The sequence below is a fragment of the Pseudomonas sp. B21-056 genome (assembly GCF_026016325.1).
Taxonomy (GTDB): domain Bacteria; phylum Pseudomonadota; class Gammaproteobacteria; order Pseudomonadales; family Pseudomonadaceae; genus Aquipseudomonas.
In genome coordinates, this window is record NZ_CP087203.1 from 877010 (window position 1) to 893918 (window position 16909).

Here is a 16909-nt window from a genome sequence, read left to right on the forward strand (position 1 = left end):
GAGTGAATCCCGGACAATGCGGCCTCTTTTTTGAACGCTTGGGCGTGATCACGATGTCGACAGACAAGGTTTCTGTCCACGGCAGTTGGGCTAGCCGCTGGGTCTTCATACTCGCGGCGACCGGTTCGGCCGTGGGGCTGGGTAGTATATGGAAATTCCCCTACATGGTCGGCGTCTACGGTGGCGGTGCCTTCGTATTGATGTTCCTGGCGTGCATCGCACTCATCGGCGCGCCGGTGATGCTGGCCGAGACTCTGATCGGTCGTCGCGCCCGGCAAAGCCCGGCCAACGCCTTGAAGGTGCTGGCCTTGGAGGCGGGGCACTCGCCCAAGTGGTCGTGGGGCGCCTTTGCCGGGATGATCACGGCGCTGCTGATCCTGTCGTTCTACAGCGTGGTCGGCGGTTGGTCGCTGGATTACATCATCGACATGGGGCGCGGCGACTTTCAAGGCATGGCGCCCGATCAGGTGGGCGCCTACTTTGGCGATGTGATCTCGGATCCCTTGAGATTGACGCTCTGGCACACCGTTTTCATGCTGCTTTCCGCAGTCGTGATCGCCAAGGGCGTGGTTGAGGGGCTTGAGCGCAGTCTGCGGGTCATGATGCCGCTGCTGTTCGTGATGATCGTGGTGCTGCTGGGGTACAGCATGACTACCGGGCACTTCATGGAAGGCCTGCACTTCATGTTCGATTTCAAGCCGGAAAATGTCATGGATGGCCTGCTGCCGGCCATGGGGCATGCATTTTTCTCCCTGAGCGTGGGCGTCGGTTCGATCATGATCTACGGTGCCTACATGCCCCAGAATGCTTCCATGACCAGGACGGTGTTCGGTGTCGCGCTGCTGGACACCTTCGTGTCGCTGATGGCGGGCGTGGCATTGTTTCCGATTGTGTTCGCGGCCGGCCTGAACCCCAGCGAGGGACCGGGCCTGATGTTTGTCAGCTTGCCCTTCGCCTTCGGCAGCATGGCGTTCGGCCAGGTGATGGGCGTGATTTTTTTCGTCCTGGTCGCCATCGCGGCCTGGAGCTCGGCGATTTCCCTGCTGGAGCCCATGGTGGCCTACCTGGTTGAGCGGACCCGGATCAGTCGCGCCTGGGTGACGTTCTGGCTGGCCTTTACCTGCTGGTTTGTGGGGTTGGGGACGGTGTTTTCTTTCAATATATGGAAGCAGGCGAAGTTTTTCGTGAACGAAGACGGCCTGTTCCGCCTCTACCAATGGGGAGCAACCGGAGGGCTGGATTTCTTCGGCGTGATTGATTTCTTTACATCACGGATCATGCTGCCACTGGGTGGTTTGTGTTTCGTGGTATTTGCAGGGTGGGTGATGGGACGTGAGGCCGTACGCGATGAGTTGTCGCTGCGCAGTCCTGTATTGTTCGCCTTGAGCCTGTTTCTGATGCGCTACGTGGCCCCGATCGGCATCCTCGTGGTATTTGCCGCCCAGCTGTGGAAGTGACGCTTACATGACGACACATATTCAACGCTCGGCCTTGCTGCCTTATCCGGCGCAGGCGCTGTACGACCTGGTCAACGATGTGGCGAGTTATCCGCAGTTCCTGCCCTGGTGCTCGTCGGCCGAGGTGCTCGAGAGCTCCGAGACCCACATGCGCGCCAGTCTCAACGTCGCCAAGGGCGGATTGAGCCAGCACTTCGTGACGCGCAATACCCTGGTGCCGGGTCAATCCATCGAAATGAACCTGGAAGAGGGGCCTTTCAACCAGCTCCACGGCGTCTGGGTGTTCAAGCCGTTGGGTGAGAAGGCCTGCAAGATCAGCCTGGACCTGTCGTTCGACTACGCAGGTCCACTGGTTCGGGCCACGCTGGGGCCGTTGTTCAATCAGGCGGCCAATACCCTGGTCGACGCGTTCTGCCAGCGCGCCAAGCAAAATGCAGAGCTCAAGCGTTGATTGAGATCGAAGTGGTGTATGCCGCTGTCGAGCGTCAGGTCCTGCGGACATTTACAGTGCCGCAGGGCACGACAGTTCGCGCCGCGCTGGCGGCTTCGGGCATCGCGCAAGAGTTCCCGGAGCTGGATCTGGCCACTTGTCCGGTGGGGATTTTCAGCAAGGTGATTGCCGATCCAGAGCGCCAAACGGTCGAGGCGGGTGATCGGCTGGAGATCTACCGGTCGTTGCTGGCGGATCCGAAGGAGATCCGTCGCCTGCGCGCGGCCAAGGCTGCCCAGGCCCGTAAGCCGAACGAATAATCGAATCTGAAACGCAGGCATTAAAAAACCCGGCATGCCGGGTTTTTTTCATGCCGCGGTTTATTGCGGCGTGGTGTCCAGTGGCTCTGGTGTCGGGACGGGTACTGTCTCGACGTTGTCCACATCCTTCTGGATCTGATCCAGCAACGAACCTGGCTTGACCGGTTTTTCCGGTTTCGGCTTCTCGGCGTTCTCGGTCGGGGTGACCGTCGTACCGCTGTCCTTGCCCATGATGGCCTCGTCGCGACTCACGCCGGGCATGAAATCGCCGGACAGGCTGACGAGTTGGTCGTTGGCGTTGAAGATAACGCTCATGCGTTCCTGTTGGCGCTCACCGCCGCCAGGCTGCAAGCTGTAGAGATAATCCCAGCGATCGGCATGGAACGTGTCGGTCAGCAGAGGGTTGCCCATGATAAACCGTACTTGCCGGCGGGTCATTCCCGGGCGTAACTGGTCTATCATGTCCTGCGTCACGACATTGCCCTGCTGGATGTCGATTTTGTAAACCCCGGGGAATGAACAACCGGCGAGTGCGAGCAGTCCCACGAAGGTGAAACTGGTTAGCAAGAGCTTGGTGTTTTGCATCGGTGGGCGACTTCCACTATCTTGGCTGGGACAACATAAACGCCGATCATACCCGCATTAAGAGAAGCTGCGAAGCAGCATCGCGAGAAAGCTGACCATGGTTGAAAATAGCGAACTACGCAAAGCCGGCCTCAAGGTGACACTGCCACGGGTCAAGATTCTACAAATGCTCGATTCTGCCGAGCAACGCCACATGAGTGCCGAAGACGTCTACAAGGCGCTTATGGAAGCTGGCGAGGACGTTGGTCTGGCCACGGTCTACCGTGTCCTGACTCAGTTCGAGGCAGCGGGTCTTGTGGCTCGTCACAATTTCGATGGCGGTCATGCTGTCTTTGAATTGGCTGACGGGGAGCATCACGATCACATGGTGAACGTGGAAACCCGTGAGGTCATCGAATTCGTCAGCCCGGAAATCGAGAAGCTGCAAAAGGCAATTGCTGAAGAGCATGGTTTCGAGCTGATCGATCACCATCTCGTCTTGCATGTACGCAAGAAAAAGTAAGCGTGGCTAATGAAAGAAGGCGACCTCAGGGTCGCCTTCTTTCATTTGGGGGATCGTCCCAGCTTCTTCAGGATTTCGCCGCGACGACCATTTTTTTCGCGTGGGCCAGGGATTCCTTGGTGAGATCGATCCCTCCCAGCATCCTTGCCACTTCCTCAACACGCTCGTTCTTGCTCAGCTTGGACACCGCGGTACGGGTGGCGTCCTCGCCACGCACTTTATGGACAAACAGATGTTGATGCCCTTGTGCGGCGACCTGGGGCAGGTGAGTGACCGTCAGCACTTGGCCGCGTTCCCCCAGTCTGCGCAGCAACTGGCCGACAATTTCTGCCGTCGGCCCGCCGATACCCACATCCACTTCGTCGAATACCAGCGTCGGCACCCGTGAGGTTTGCGCGGTGATGACCTGGATGGCCAGGCTGATTCGCGACAGTTCGCCACCGGACGCGACTTTTGCCAGCGCCTTGAGGGGTTGCCCTGGGTTGGCACTGACCAGCAGTTCCACCTGCTCCAGCCCGTTGGGCTGAAGTTCGTCGTCTGTGTTGGGGCGCAGTTCGATGGTGAAGCGTCCTCCCGGCATGCCCAGGCGCTGGATTTCCTGCTCCACGGCGCTGGCCAGCCCGGTTGCGGCTATGCCGCGCAGCTCGCTAAGTTCCTTGGCCTTCTCCTGGTAATGGCGGGCATAGGAGGCCAGTTCGTCGCCCAGGCGCTCGATGGACTCGTCATTGGCATTCAGGGTTTCCAGCTCTTCCAGCAGGCGCTGCTGCAGCTCGATGACGTCGGTGGGCTGGATGCGGTGCTTGCGGGCCAGCGTATAAATAGTGTCCAGGCGCTCTTCCAGGTACTGCAGGCGCGCCGGGTCGGCATCGAAATGATCGAGGAACCGGTTCAGTTCCCCCACGGCTTCCTCGACCTGGATCTGTGCGCTGGTCAGCAGGTTGGTGGCCTCGCTCAGGGCGCCGACGGAGTTGTTCACGCTGGAAAGTCGGTTCAGGCTCGCTGTCAGTGCGTTGAGTACGTTGCCCGAATCACTTTCGCTGCATTGCTCGACGACTTGCCGGCAAATGCCCAGCAGGGTTTCGGCATTGGTCAGGTTCTTGTGTTCCTGCTCCAGCTCCTCCAGTTCATTTTCCCCCAATGCCAGGTTTTCCAGTTCTTCGAGCTGGTAGCTCAGCAATTGGTGGCGGGCACGCTGTTCGTCGCCGGAGTTGGAGAGCCGGTCCAGCTCCTGGCGGGTCTGGCGCCAGCGCTGGGCTGCCAGTTGGACCTGGCGGGCCAGGTCGGTGGCGCCGGCATATTCATCGAGCAGGCGGCGATGGGTGTCGGTCTTGAGCAGGGACTGGTGTTCATGCTGGCTGTGGATGTCGATCAGCAGTTCCCCGAGGGCCTTGAGGTCACCCAGGGGGCAGGGGGTGCCGTTGATATAGCCTCGGGAGCGGCCTTCGGCGGTGATGACCCGGCGCAGGATGCACAGGCCATCGGTGTCCAGGTCGCGTTCGGCCAGCCAGGCGCTGGCTTCGGGGATATCGACCAGGTCGAAGGTTGCCAGGATGTCGGCCTTGTCTGCCCCGGGGCGTACGACGCCGCTGTCGGCGCGATCGCCCAGCGTCAGGCCCAGGGCGTCGAGCATGATCGACTTGCCGGCGCCGGTCTCGCCGGTAATTACGCTCATGCCTCGATCAAGTTCGAGGTCGAGGTGTTCGACGATGGCGTAGTTGTGTACGGACAGGTGCACCAGCATAAGGCCGCTCCCAGGCTTTAGGTCTGGTTATTTATACAGTGTTTTGTTTCGGGCTGACAATGCCCTCGCTTAGCTCGATTCGCTTGGAGTGGTACGTTTCTTAGTGCGACAGGTAATAGATATGCAATTGCTTTTTGTAAGGTCAATTCGTCGCGCGCCCCTTGAAGCTGGAAAACCCGGCCCCATATACGGGGGCAGAAGCGCGAGTCGAGCTCGCGGACGAAATTGAGAGGAGAAAACTATGGCTGACGAACAGACGCAGGATACGCAAAACCAAGAGGCCACTCAGACCTCCCAGGATTCGGGTGGTGATCTGGCGGCCCGTGTACAAGTGCTCGAAGAGCAACTGGCCGGTGCGCAGGATCAGGCGTTGCGTGTAGCAGCCGATCTGCAGAACGTCCGCCGTCGCGCCGAGCAGGATGTGGAAAAGGCTCATAAATTCGCTCTGGAGCGTTTCGCCGGCGACCTGCTGCCGATCATCGACAGCCTGGAGCGTGGCCTGGAGCTGTCCAATCCGGATGACGAGAACATCCGTCCGATGCGTGAAGGCATCGAGCTGACCCTGAAAATGTTCCAGGACACCCTCAAGCGCTATCAGCTCGAAGCCATCGATCCCCACGGCGAGCCCTTCAACGCCGAGCATCACCAGGCCATGGCGATGCAGGAAAGTGGCGATGTCGAGCCGAACAGTGTCCTGAAGGTTTTCCAGAAGGGTTATCTGCTTCACGGCCGCCTGCTGCGCCCGGCCATGGTCGTGGTCAGCAAGGCACCAGTACCGGTTTCGCCTTCTATTGACGAGCAGGCTTGAAATCGGTCGCAGCGGCCCCATTTATAAGTCAAGCGTTTAAGTGCTACCGCAGTTAGCCACCACTGCTGCGGCAACCAAATCCAAGTTCCGGGAGAGTTAACATGGGCAAGATTATCGGTATCGACCTGGGGACCACCAACTCGTGCGTCTCCGTGCTGGAAAACGGCAAGGCCAAAGTGATTGAAAACGCCGAAGGCGCGCGCACCACGCCGTCGATCATCGCGTACGCCAACGATGGCGAGATTCTGGTTGGCCAGTCGGCCAAGCGTCAGGCAGTGACCAATCCGCATAACACCCTGTACGCGGTGAAGCGTCTGATCGGTCGCAAGTTCGACGAAGAAGTCGTTCAGAAAGACATCAAGATGGTGCCGTACAAAATCGCCAAGGCTGATAACGGCGACGCCTGGGTTGAAGTGAACGGCCAGAAAATGGCACCGCCACAGATCTCGGCTGAAATCCTGAAGAAAATGAAGAAAACCGCCGAAGACTACCTCGGCGAAGCGGTGACTGAAGCCGTTATTACCGTTCCTGCCTATTTCAACGACAGCCAGCGCCAGGCGACCAAAGACGCCGGCCGCATCGCGGGCCTGGACGTAAAACGCATCATCAACGAACCGACCGCGGCTGCTCTGGCCTACGGTATGGACAAGGCCAAGGGCGATCACACCGTGATCGTCTATGACCTGGGTGGCGGTACTTTCGACGTTTCCGTGATCGAGATCGCTGAAGTCGATGGCGAGCATCAGTTCGAAGTACTGGCAACCAACGGTGACACATTCCTTGGTGGTGAAGACTTCGACATCCGCCTGATCGACTACCTCGTCGACGAATTCAAGAAAGAAAGCGGCATGAACCTCAAGGGTGACCCGCTGGCCATGCAGCGCCTGAAAGAAGCCGCTGAAAAAGCCAAGATCGAACTGTCCTCGAGCCAGTCGACCGACGTGAACCTGCCGTATATCACCGCAGACGCTACCGGTCCTAAGCACCTGAACGTGAAGATCTCCCGCGCCAAGCTCGAAGCGCTGGTGGAGGACCTGGTTCAGCGCACCATCGAACCTTGCCGCATCGCGATGAAAGATGCCGGTATCGACGTTGGTTCGATCAACGACGTGATCCTGGTGGGCGGTCAGACCCGTATGCCACTGGTTCAGAAGCTGGTGACCGATTTCTTCGGCAAAGAAGCCCGTAAAGACGTGAACCCGGACGAAGCCGTTGCCATGGGTGCTGCCATCCAGGGCGCCGTACTGGCCGGTGACGTGAAGGACGTTCTGCTGCTCGACGTCAGCCCGCTGACCCTGGGTATCGAAACCATGGGCGGCGTGATGACTGCGCTGATCGAGAAGAACACCACGATTCCTACCAAGAAATCCCAGGTGTTCTCGACGGCCGACGACAACCAGGGCGCCGTGACCATCCACGTGCTGCAAGGCGAGCGCAAGCAAGCGGCCCAGAACAAATCCCTGGGCAAGTTCGACCTGGCCGAGATTCCACCAGCACCACGTGGCGTGCCACAAATCGAAGTGACCTTCGACATCGACGCCAACGGCATCCTGCACGTCGGCGCGAAAGACAAGGCCACCGGCAAGACCCAGTCGATCGTGATCAAGGCCAACTCCGGCCTGTCCGAGGAAGAAATTCAGCAGATGGTTCGCGATGCTGAAGTCAACGCCGAGGAAGATCGCAAGTTCGAGGAGCTGGCCAGTGCCCGCAACCAGGGCGATGCCCTGGTGCACTCGACTCGCAAGATGATCGCTGATGCCGGCGAAAAAGTGACTGCTGAAGAGAAAGCTGCCATCGAAGCGGCTGTGGTTGCCCTGGAAGCTGCCGTCAAAGGCGACGACAAGGCTGCCATCGAAGCGAAGATCGAAGAGTTGTCCAAGGTCTCCGCGCCAGTGGCTCAGAAGATGTATGCCGAACAGGCTCAGCCAGCTGAAGGCGCCGCGCAACAAGGCGAATCGGCTGAAAAAGCCGACGACGTCGTCGACGCTGAGTTCGAAGAAGTGAAAGACCACAAGTAATCGCTTGTTGGTCGACCGGTTGACTGCGTTTGTGCGGTGGCTGGTAGGATGTCGCCGCGCGGGAGCTAGCTCCCGCGTTGGCGTGTCTGGAATCCACGAATTTTTACAGCATGCGACAGCGTTCGGGTGCTGGTGGCGTGATCGGGAAAGCTCCTGCTTTTTCGTGTAGCGCCTTAGACCAGGATCGTTGAATCGACGTGGTTGGGTCCGGGCCTGTATAGGGGCTCAACGAGTTGGGCGAGGCTCAGGAGAGCTTTGCCGGACGTCCTATAAGAGTGCAAAGACTAATGGCAAAGCGTGATTTCTACGAAGTATTGGGTGTCGAGCGGGGGGCCAGCGAGGCGGATCTGAAAAAGGCCTATCGTCGCCTGGCGATGAAGCACCACCCGGACCGTAATCCTGGCGATAAAGCGTCGGAAGATATGTTCAAGGAAGCCAACGAGGCTTACGAAGTACTGTCCGATTCCAGCAAGCGCGCAGCTTACGATCAGTACGGGCATGCCGGTGTCGACCCGAGCATGGGTGGCGGCGGTGCCGGTTTCGGCGGCCAGAATTTCTCCGATATCTTCGGCGATGTGTTCAGTGACTTCTTCGGTGGCGGTCGCGGCGGTGCCCGTGGTGGTGCCCAGCGTGGCAGCGACCTGCGCTACACGCTGGAGCTGAACCTGGAAGAGGCGGTGCGTGGCACCACCGTAAATATCCGCGTGCCGACGCTGGTCAATTGCAAGCCATGCGATGGTTCGGGTGCCAAGAAAGGCTCTTCGCCTGTCACTTGCCCGACCTGCGGCGGTATCGGCCAGGTGCGCATGCAGCAGGGCTTCTTCTCGGTGCAGCAGACCTGCCCGCGTTGCCATGGCCAGGGCAAGATCATTTCCGATCCGTGCGACTCCTGCCACGGCGAAGGGCGTGTCGAGGAATACAAGACCCTGTCGGTGAAAGTGCCGGCCGGCGTCGATACCGGTGACCGCATTCGCCTGTCCGGCGAAGGCGAGGCGGGTGCCCAGGGCGGCCCGACCGGTGACCTGTATGTGGTCATCAATGTGCGTGAGCACTCGATTTTCCAGCGCGACGGCAAGCATCTTTTCTGTGAAGTGCCGATCGGTTTCGTCGACGCCGCGTTGGGTGGTGAGCTCGAGATTCCTACTCTCGACGGTCGCGTGAAGCTGAAAATCCCTGAGGGCACGCAAACCGGCAAGCAGTTCCGCATCCGCGGCAAGGGCGTTGCGCCCGTGCGCGGTGGTGGTGCCGGTGACCTGATGTGCCGCGTTGCGGTCGAGACGCCGGTCAATCTGAGTCGGCGCCAGCGCGAATTGCTGGAAGAGTTCCGCAGTTCGCTGGCGGACGACAACAGCCACTCTCCGAAAACCACCGGTTGGTTCGAAGGCGTGAAGCGCTTCTTCGGCGATCTGTAAGGAGGTCGCATGCGACGTATAGCAGTGATGGGCGCCGCAGGGCGCATGGGTAAGGCGCTGGTGGAGGCGGTGCAGCAGCGTTCGCCGCTCTCCGGCCTGACGGCGGCCATCGTTCGGCCTGACAGTACGCTGGTCGGCGCCGATGCGGGTGAGCTGGCGTCGTTGGGGCGCATTGGCGTTCCGATGTCGGGTGGCCTGGAAAAAGTGCTCGACGAGTTCGATGTGCTGATCGATTTCACCTTGCCGGAGGTGATGCTGAAAAACCTCGCCATCTGCCGCAAGCACGGCAAGGCGATGGTCATCGGTACCACGGGGCTGGACGCTGCGCAAAAGCAGTTGCTGGCCGAGGCGGGCAAGGACATTGCGATCGTGTTCGCGGCGAACTTCAGCGTTGGCGTGAACCTGTCGCTGAAGTTGCTGGACCTGACCGCGCGGGTCCTGGGAGATGACGCCGATATCGAGATCATCGAGGCGCATCACCGGCACAAGATCGACGCACCTTCGGGAACAGCCTTGCGCATGGGTGAAGTGATTGCCGATGCGCTGGGGCGCGACCTTCAGGCCGTGGCCGTGTATGGGCGCGAGGGGTATACCGGTGCCCGTGAGCGGGAAACCATTGGTTTCGCTACCGTGCGCGGTGGTGATGTGGTGGGGGACCATACGGTGCTGTTCGCTACTGAGGGCGAGCGCCTGGAAATCACCCATAAGGCTTCCAGTCGGATGACTTTCGCCAAGGGTGCTGTCCGGGCTGCGCTGTGGCTGGATGGTCGTGAGCCTGGTTTGTACGACATGCAGGACGTTCTCGACCTGCGTTGATGCCCTTGAAGGCGGGGTTCAGGTTATACTGCGCCCCGTTTTACACCGCTTCGCGACGCCCTGTCGCATTCCCCTGCCTTTAAGGCTCATTAGCGGTGGACCAAAAAAGCCTTTTTCTGTAAGCTACAGCTTTAGTGTGTCCACTAAAAGCGCGCAGAATAATTCAGTGAAAAAAGCGGGGTGACGTGTCCATACGTCACTCCGCTTTTTTACAACCTGCGATCGCCCTTTCAGGCTTTATTTACGGGAGGTCTTCTTGACTAAGCCAGCCATACTCGCCCTTGCTGATGGCAGCATTTTTCGCGGCGAAGCCATTGGAGCCGACGGTCAGACCGTTGGTGAGGTGGTGTTTAACACCGCAATGACCGGCTATCAGGAAATTCTTACCGATCCTTCCTACGCCCAGCAAATCGTTACCCTGACTTACCCGCACATCGGCAACACCGGCACCACGCCGGAAGATGCCGAGTCCAACCGCGTCTGGTCCGCCGGCCTGGTCATCCGTGACCTGCCACTGGTAGCGAGCAACTGGCGTAACACGATGTCCCTGTCGGATTACCTGAAAGCCAACAACGTCGTGGCGATCGCAGGTATCGACACCCGTCGTCTGACCCGCATCCTCCGGGAAAAGGGCGCGCAAAACGGCTGCATCATGGCCGGTGACAACATCTCCGAAGCCGCCGCCATCGCCGCCGCCCAGGGTTTCCCGGGCCTCAAGGGCATGGACCTGGCGAAAGTCGTCAGCACCCAGAAGCAGTACGAGTGGCGTTCCTCGGTCTGGAACCTGAAAACCGACAGCCACCCGATGATCGAAGCGTCTGAGCTGCCGTACCATGTGGTTGCCTACGACTACGGCGTCAAAGTGAACATCCTGCGCATGCTGGTCGAGCGCGGTTGCCGCGTGACCGTGGTGCCGGCGCAAACCCCGGCGGCTGATGTCCTGGCCCTCAACCCCGATGGCGTGTTCCTGTCCAACGGCCCGGGCGACCCTGAGCCTTGCGACTACGCGATCCAGGCGATCAAGGACGTGCTGGAAACCGAGATCCCGGTGTTCGGCATCTGCCTCGGCCACCAACTGCTGGCCCTCGCTTCGGGCGCCAAGACCCTGAAGATGGGGCACGGTCACCATGGTGCCAACCACCCGGTGCAGGACCTGGACACCGGCGTCGTCATGATCACCAGCCAGAACCACGGTTTTGCGGTGGACGAGGCGACTCTGCCAGCCAACGTGCGGGCGATCCACAAATCGTTGTTCGACGGCACGCTGCAAGGCATCGAGCGTACCGACAAGAGCGCGTTCAGCTTCCAGGGCCACCCTGAAGCGAGCCCGGGCCCGAACGATGTGGCGCCGCTGTTCGATCGCTTCATCAACGAGATGGCCAAGCGACGCTGACCGCGTGAAGCCCGAGGGCGGCCCCGAATGCGGCGGCCCCCTCGGGCGCTTCAAAGATTGTTCGACGGCCTAGCCGACTGACCTGCGGATTTGAGTGACAAACCCATGCCAAAACGTACAGACATAAAAAGCATCCTGATTCTCGGCGCTGGCCCGATCGTGATCGGCCAGGCCTGCGAATTCGACTACTCCGGCGCCCAGGCTTGCAAGGCCCTGCGCGAAGAGGGCTATCGCGTCATCCTGGTGAACTCCAACCCGGCCACCATCATGACCGACCCGGCCATGGCCGACGCCACCTACATCGAGCCGATCAAGTGGCAGACCGTTGCCAAGATCATCGAGAAAGAACGCCCTGATGCACTGTTGCCGACCATGGGCGGCCAGACGGCGCTGAACTGCGCCCTGGACCTGGAGCGCGAAGGCGTCCTGGAAAAATTCGGTGTGGAAATGATCGGCGCCAATGCCGACACCATCGACAAGGCCGAAGACCGTTCGCGTTTTGACAAGGCAATGAAGGCCATCGGCCTGGAATGCCCGCGCTCGGGCATCGCCCACAGCATGGAAGAGGCCAACGCGGTCCTCGAGAAGCTTGGCTTCCCGTGCATCATCCGCCCGTCCTTCACCATGGGCGGCACCGGTGGCGGTATCGCCTACAACCGCGAAGAATTCGAAGAAATCTGCGCCCGTGGCCTGGACTTGTCGCCGACCAAGGAACTGCTGATCGACGAATCCCTGATCGGCTGGAAAGAATACGAGATGGAGGTTGTCCGCGACAAAAAGGACAACTGCATCATCGTCTGCTCCATCGAAAACTTCGACCCGATGGGCGTGCACACTGGCGACTCGATCACCGTCGCACCGGCCCAGACCCTGACCGACAAGGAATACCAGATCCTGCGTAACGCCTCCCTGGCGGTACTGCGCGAGATCGGCGTGGAAACCGGCGGCTCCAACGTCCAGTTCGGCATCTGCCCGGACACCGGTCGCATGGTGGTCATCGAGATGAACCCGCGGGTTTCCCGTTCGTCGGCCCTGGCTTCGAAAGCGACCGGTTTCCCGATTGCCAAGGTCGCCGCCAAGCTGGCCGTGGGCTACACCCTGGACGAACTGTCGAACGACATCACCGGCGGCAAGACCCCGGCGTCCTTCGAGCCGTCCATCGACTACGTGGTCACCAAGCTGCCACGCTTTGCCTTCGAAAAATTCGCCAAGGCCGACGCCCGCCTGACCACCCAGATGAAGTCGGTCGGTGAAGTCATGGCCATCGGCCGGACCTTCCAGGAGTCCCTGCAGAAAGCCCTTCGCGGCCTGGAAGTGGGCGTCTGCGGCCTCGATCCGAAGCTGGACCTGAGCAACCCGGAAAGCATGAGCGAGCTCAAGCGCGAGCTGACCGTGCCGGGCGCCGAGCGTATCTGGTACGTGGCTGATGCCTTCCGCGCCGGCATGACCGTCGAGCAGATCTTCGGCATGAACATGATCGACCCTTGGTTCCTGGTACAGATCGAAGATCTGATCAAGGAAGAGGAGAAGGTCAAGACCCTGGGCATGTCCAGCATCGACCGCGACATGATGTTCCGCCTCAAGCGCAAAGGTTTCTCGGACCAGCGCCTGGCCAAGTTGCTGGGTGTGACCGAGAAGAGCCTGCGCACTCATCGTCACAAGCTGGAAGTGTTCCCGGTCTACAAGCGCGTCGACACCTGCGCGGCCGAGTTCGCCACCGACACCGCCTACCTGTACTCCACGTACGAGGAAGAGTGCGAAGCCGCGCCATCGACGCGCGACAAGATCATGATCCTGGGTGGCGGTCCTAACCGCATCGGCCAGGGCATCGAATTCGACTACTGCTGCGTACACGCCGCACTGGCCCTGCGCGACGACGGGTACGAGACCATCATGGTCAACTGCAACCCGGAAACCGTGTCCACCGACTACGACACCTCCGATCGCCTGTACTTCGAACCAGTGACCCTGGAAGACGTGCTGGAAATCGTCCGTGTCGAGAAGCCGAAGGGCGTGATCGTCCAATACGGTGGCCAGACTCCGCTGAAACTGGCGCGTGCCCTGGAAGCCGCTGGTGTACCGATCATCGGTACCAGCCCGGATGCCATCGACCGCGCCGAAGACCGTGAGCGCTTCCAGCAGATGGTCGAGCGCCTGAACCTGCGTCAGCCGCCAAACGCCACTGTGCGCAGCGAAGACGAAGCGATTCGTGCCGCCGCGAAGATCGGTTATCCGCTGGTCGTGCGCCCGTCCTATGTACTGGGCGGCCGTGCGATGGAAATCGTTTACCAGGAAGAAGAACTCAAGCGTTACCTGCGCGAAGCGGTCCAGGTGTCCAACGACAGCCCGGTACTGCTGGACCACTTCCTCAACTGCGCCATCGAAATGGACGTGGATGCGGTCTGCGACGGCAAGGATGTAGTGATCGGCGCGATCATGCAGCACATCGAGCAAGCCGGCGTTCACTCCGGTGACTCCGCATGCTCGCTGCCGCCTTACTCGCTGCCGGCGCACATCCAGGACGAGATGCGTGAGCAGGTCAAGAAAATGGCCCTGGAACTGGGTGTAGTCGGCCTGATGAACGTGCAACTGGCACTTCAGGGCGAAGACATCTACGTCATCGAAGTGAACCCGCGCGCGTCCCGTACCGTGCCGTTCGTCTCCAAGTGTATCGGTGTTTCCCTGGCGATGATCGCTGCTCGTGTAATGGCCGGCAAAACCTTGGCGGAGCTGGGCTTCACCAAGGAGATCATTCCGAACTTCTACAGCGTGAAAGAGGCGGTGTTCCCGTTCGCCAAGTTCCCTGGTGTCGACCCGATCCTCGGTCCGGAAATGAAATCCACCGGTGAAGTGATGGGCGTTGGCGATACCTTTGGCGAAGCGTTCGCCAAGGCCCAGATGGGTGCCAGCGAAGTCCTGCCGACAGGCGGCACGGCGTTCATCAGTGTGCGTGATGACGACAAGCCACTGGTTGCGGGCGTGGCCCGTGATCTGATCAACTTGGGCTTCGAAGTGGTCGCCACTGCCGGTACCGCTAGGCTGATCGAAGCGGCGGGCCTGAAAGTGCGCCGCGTGAACAAGGTGACCGAAGGGCGTCCGCATGTGGTCGACATGATCAAGAATGACGAAGTCACGCTGATCATCAACACCACCGAAGGCCGTCAGTCGATCGCCGATTCCTACTCCATTCGTCGCAATGCGCTGCAGCACAAGATCTACTGCACCACCACCATTGCTGCGGGCGAAGCGATCTGCGAAGCGCTTAAGTTCGGTCCCGAGAAGACCGTCCGTCGCTTGCAGGATCTACATGCAGGATTGAAGGCATGAGCATAACCAAGTACCCCATGACTGTTCAGGGCGCGAAGGCCCTGGAAGAAGAGCACGCTTTCCTGACCAAGGTCGAGCGTCCGCGCTTGAGCCAGGCCATTGGTGAAGCGCGTGAACTGGGCGATCTCAAGGAAAACGCCGAGTACCATGCCGCTCGTGAAGAGCAGGGCATGGTCGAGGCGCGGGTGCGTGACATCGAAGGTCGCATGCAGAACGCTGTGATCATTGACGTCACCACCATCCCTCACACCGGCAAGGTGATTTTCGGCACCACCGTGGAAATCGCCAACGTCGAGACGGATGAAAGCGTCACTTACCAGATCGTGGGTGAGGATGAAGCCGACATCAAGCTGGGCAAGATTTCCGTCGGCTCACCGATTGCGCGCGCCTTGATTGCCAAGGAAGAGGGCGATGTGGTGGCGGTGAAGACGCCGGGTGGCGTTATCGAGTATGAGATTGTCGAAGTCCGCCACGTCTGAACGAAGGCGCCCGCTGCGTGCGGGCGCCATGCTCTGGCAGCTTGCCCAGATGTTGTGGGTGGGCGGCCTTTGGCTGCTGCACATCGGTCTGCTGCCGGTGCTGGGGCGAGTCGGCCTGGCACCGCTGCTGATCGACGAAATTGTCGGCATGCTGACGGCGCTGATGGTGGCATTTTCAGCGGTCTGTGTGATATTTCAGGCGTTGGTGCTGGTTCAGGCCGAGGGTCGTGCAAGCCTATGGCGTGACATTCGTGGGCAATTGCTGCTCATGTCGTTGTATGCCTGTGGGATGTTTCTGGCGGTGAGTCTCGGCTGGCCGGACGCGAGCCAGTGGCGGGTGTTCAGCTACGTGGTGCTGGGGCTTTCCGGATTGGTGCTGGTGTTGCAGCCGGTGCCTGGATGGAGCGGCAGGGTACGCGAAGCGCACCCTTGACCCTTTGGCATTACTTGAAGCGGTGAACGTTCGACAGCTGCTTGTTGACGCTGAAATTCTTGCGATAAAGCAATGCCATCTTACCAATGACCTGTACCAGGTCCGCCTTGCCGGTCTTGCACAGTTCTGCAATGGTGGCCAGACGGGCTTCGCGGTCGAGGATGTTGAGCTTGATCTTGATCAGCTCGTGATCGCTCAATGCGCGCTCCAGCTCGGCCAGTACACCTTCAGTCAAGCCGTTGTCCGCCACAGTCAGAACCGGTTTCAGGTGGTGGCCAATGGATTTGTATTGTTTCTTCTGCTCTTGAGTGAGCGGCATAATCTGACCCCTGCGTCTGATCTTGTAAAAAAGCGGCGGCCAGTTTACCCGAGCGAGTCCGGGACCGCCCACTTAATCACGACCCGTTTTATGTAGAGGTGGCCTGTGGCCCGTTCCAAGACTAGCCAGAACTGGCTCAAAGAGCATTTCAACGATCCGTACGTCAAAATGGCGCAGAAGGACGGCTATCGCTCTCGTGCCAGCTATAAATTGCTGGAGATCCAGGAAAAGGATCGATTGATCCGTCCCGGCATGACCGTGATTGACCTCGGCGCTGCGCCGGGCGGGTGGTCCCAGGTGACCAGTCGTCTGATCGGTGGTCAAGGACGATTGATCGCTTCCGACATCCTGGAGATGGACAGCATCCCTGATGTGACCTTCATCCAGGGCGACTTCACGGAAGACGCCGTCCTGGCAAATATCCTGGAGGCCGTCGGAAATACGCAGGTTGACCTTGTGATTTCCGATATGGCCCCCAATATGAGTGGATTAGCGGCTGTCGACATGCCTCGTGCGATGTTCCTCAGCGAATTGGCCCTGGATCTTGCCGGGCGGGTTCTGCGTCCGGGCGGTGATTTTCTGATCAAGGTCTTCCAGGGTGAAGGCTTCGACGAATACCACAAGGGCATCCGCAAGCTGTTCGACAAGGTGCAGATGCGCAAGCCGTTGTCGTCCCGTGACCGCTCCCGCGAACAGTATCTGTTGGCGCGTGGCTTTCGCGGAGGAGAAGGTTCGGGCAGTGATGAGCGTCTTTGAAGGGCCTCGATAGTTTTTTTTGTTTCGCCTTGCACACGCCGTGTAACGAAAATGATGCGGCCAGGTTTCACAAAGGGTTACAGACGGCGCCTGCCAGAGTCGTAGGTAATGTA

16 protein-coding genes are annotated in these 16909 nt (G+C 59.8%); 13 read left to right on the top strand and 3 right to left on the bottom strand.

Going from position 1 to position 16909, the window contains the following annotated elements:
• Positions 1–53 precede the first annotated feature (53 nt).
• Genes LOY67_RS03715 through LOY67_RS03725 form a run of 3 tightly spaced genes read left to right on the top strand, consistent with a single transcriptional unit; the run spans position 54 to position 2207 of the window.
• Entirely contained in the window at positions 54–1457 is a 1404-nt protein-coding gene (locus LOY67_RS03715; RefSeq protein ID WP_265065998.1) for a sodium-dependent transporter, read from the top strand.
• A gap of 7 nt (positions 1458–1464) precedes the next feature.
• The gene (locus LOY67_RS03720) at positions 1465–1908 is read left to right on the top strand and encodes a type II toxin-antitoxin system RatA family toxin (RefSeq protein ID WP_030139772.1); all 444 of its coding nucleotides are present in this window, start codon (positions 1465–1467) and stop codon (positions 1906–1908) included.
• Positions 1905–2207, top strand: coding sequence for an RnfH family protein (locus LOY67_RS03725; protein WP_265065999.1), 303 nt, complete (start codon positions 1905–1907; stop codon positions 2205–2207). Before LOY67_RS03720 ends, LOY67_RS03725 begins: the two co-directional genes overlap by 4 nt.
• A gap of 60 nt (positions 2208–2267) precedes the next feature.
• Here the strand turns inward: LOY67_RS03725 and LOY67_RS03730 are convergent, their stop codons facing one another.
• Positions 2268–2792 carry an outer membrane protein assembly factor BamE gene (locus LOY67_RS03730; RefSeq protein WP_265066000.1) on the bottom strand — a complete coding sequence of 175 codons (525 nt, stop codon included), beginning with the start codon at positions 2790–2792 and terminating at the stop codon, positions 2268–2270.
• A gap of 97 nt (positions 2793–2889) precedes the next feature.
• Here LOY67_RS03730 and fur point away from each other — a divergent pair, with 97 nt between their 5' ends.
• Positions 2890–3294 carry a ferric iron uptake transcriptional regulator gene (gene fur, locus LOY67_RS03735; protein WP_265066001.1) on the top strand — a complete coding sequence of 135 codons (405 nt, stop codon included), beginning with the start codon at positions 2890–2892 and terminating at the stop codon, positions 3292–3294.
• A 67-nt stretch (positions 3295–3361) separates the two neighbouring features.
• Here the strand turns inward: fur and recN are convergent, their stop codons facing one another.
• A complete protein-coding gene (recN, locus tag LOY67_RS03740; protein ID WP_265066002.1) occupies positions 3362–5035 on the bottom strand; it encodes a DNA repair protein RecN in 1674 nt (557 codons plus the stop codon).
• A gap of 241 nt (positions 5036–5276) precedes the next feature.
• Here recN and grpE point away from each other — a divergent pair, with 241 nt between their 5' ends.
• From grpE to LOY67_RS03780, 8 genes are all read left to right on the top strand, one after another.
• Positions 5277–5843: a nucleotide exchange factor GrpE gene (gene grpE / locus LOY67_RS03745; protein WP_265066003.1), complete on the top strand. Its 567-nt coding sequence runs from the start codon at positions 5277–5279 to the stop codon at positions 5841–5843.
• 65 nt (positions 5844–5908) lie between these two features.
• Positions 5909–7861: a molecular chaperone DnaK gene (dnaK, locus tag LOY67_RS03750; RefSeq protein WP_265067695.1), complete on the top strand. Its 1953-nt coding sequence runs from the start codon at positions 5909–5911 to the stop codon at positions 7859–7861.
• Positions 7862–8148: 287 nt separating this feature from the next.
• Positions 8149–9273: a molecular chaperone DnaJ gene (gene dnaJ, locus LOY67_RS03755; RefSeq protein ID WP_265066004.1), complete on the top strand. Its 1125-nt coding sequence runs from the start codon at positions 8149–8151 to the stop codon at positions 9271–9273.
• Between the two features lie 9 nt (positions 9274–9282).
• Complete coding sequence (gene dapB, locus LOY67_RS03760) at positions 9283–10089, top strand: 4-hydroxy-tetrahydrodipicolinate reductase (RefSeq protein WP_265066005.1); 807 nt, start codon at positions 9283–9285, stop codon at positions 10087–10089.
• A gap of 256 nt (positions 10090–10345) precedes the next feature.
• A complete protein-coding gene (gene carA, locus LOY67_RS03765) occupies positions 10346–11482 on the top strand; it encodes a glutamine-hydrolyzing carbamoyl-phosphate synthase small subunit (protein WP_265066006.1) in 1137 nt (378 codons plus the stop codon).
• Positions 11483–11587: 105 nt separating this feature from the next.
• Positions 11588–14809: a carbamoyl-phosphate synthase large subunit gene (gene carB, locus LOY67_RS03770; RefSeq protein WP_265066007.1), complete on the top strand. Its 3222-nt coding sequence runs from the start codon at positions 11588–11590 to the stop codon at positions 14807–14809.
• Positions 14810–14811: 2 nt separating this feature from the next.
• Complete coding sequence (gene greA / locus LOY67_RS03775; protein WP_024779954.1) at positions 14812–15288, top strand: transcription elongation factor GreA; 477 nt, start codon at positions 14812–14814, stop codon at positions 15286–15288.
• Between the two features lie 28 nt (positions 15289–15316).
• Entirely contained in the window at positions 15317–15721 is a 405-nt protein-coding gene (locus tag LOY67_RS03780) for an MFS transporter (protein ID WP_265066008.1), read from the top strand.
• A gap of 10 nt (positions 15722–15731) precedes the next feature.
• Here the strand turns inward: LOY67_RS03780 and LOY67_RS03785 are convergent, their stop codons facing one another.
• Entirely contained in the window at positions 15732–16040 is a 309-nt protein-coding gene (locus LOY67_RS03785; protein ID WP_265066009.1) for a YhbY family RNA-binding protein, read from the bottom strand.
• Between the two features lie 105 nt (positions 16041–16145).
• On the opposite strand from LOY67_RS03785, the gene rlmE reads away from it, so the two are divergent.
• Positions 16146–16796, top strand: coding sequence for a 23S rRNA (uridine(2552)-2'-O)-methyltransferase RlmE (gene rlmE, locus LOY67_RS03790; RefSeq protein ID WP_265066010.1), 651 nt, complete (start codon positions 16146–16148; stop codon positions 16794–16796).
• The last annotated feature ends 113 nt before the right edge of the window (positions 16797–16909 follow it).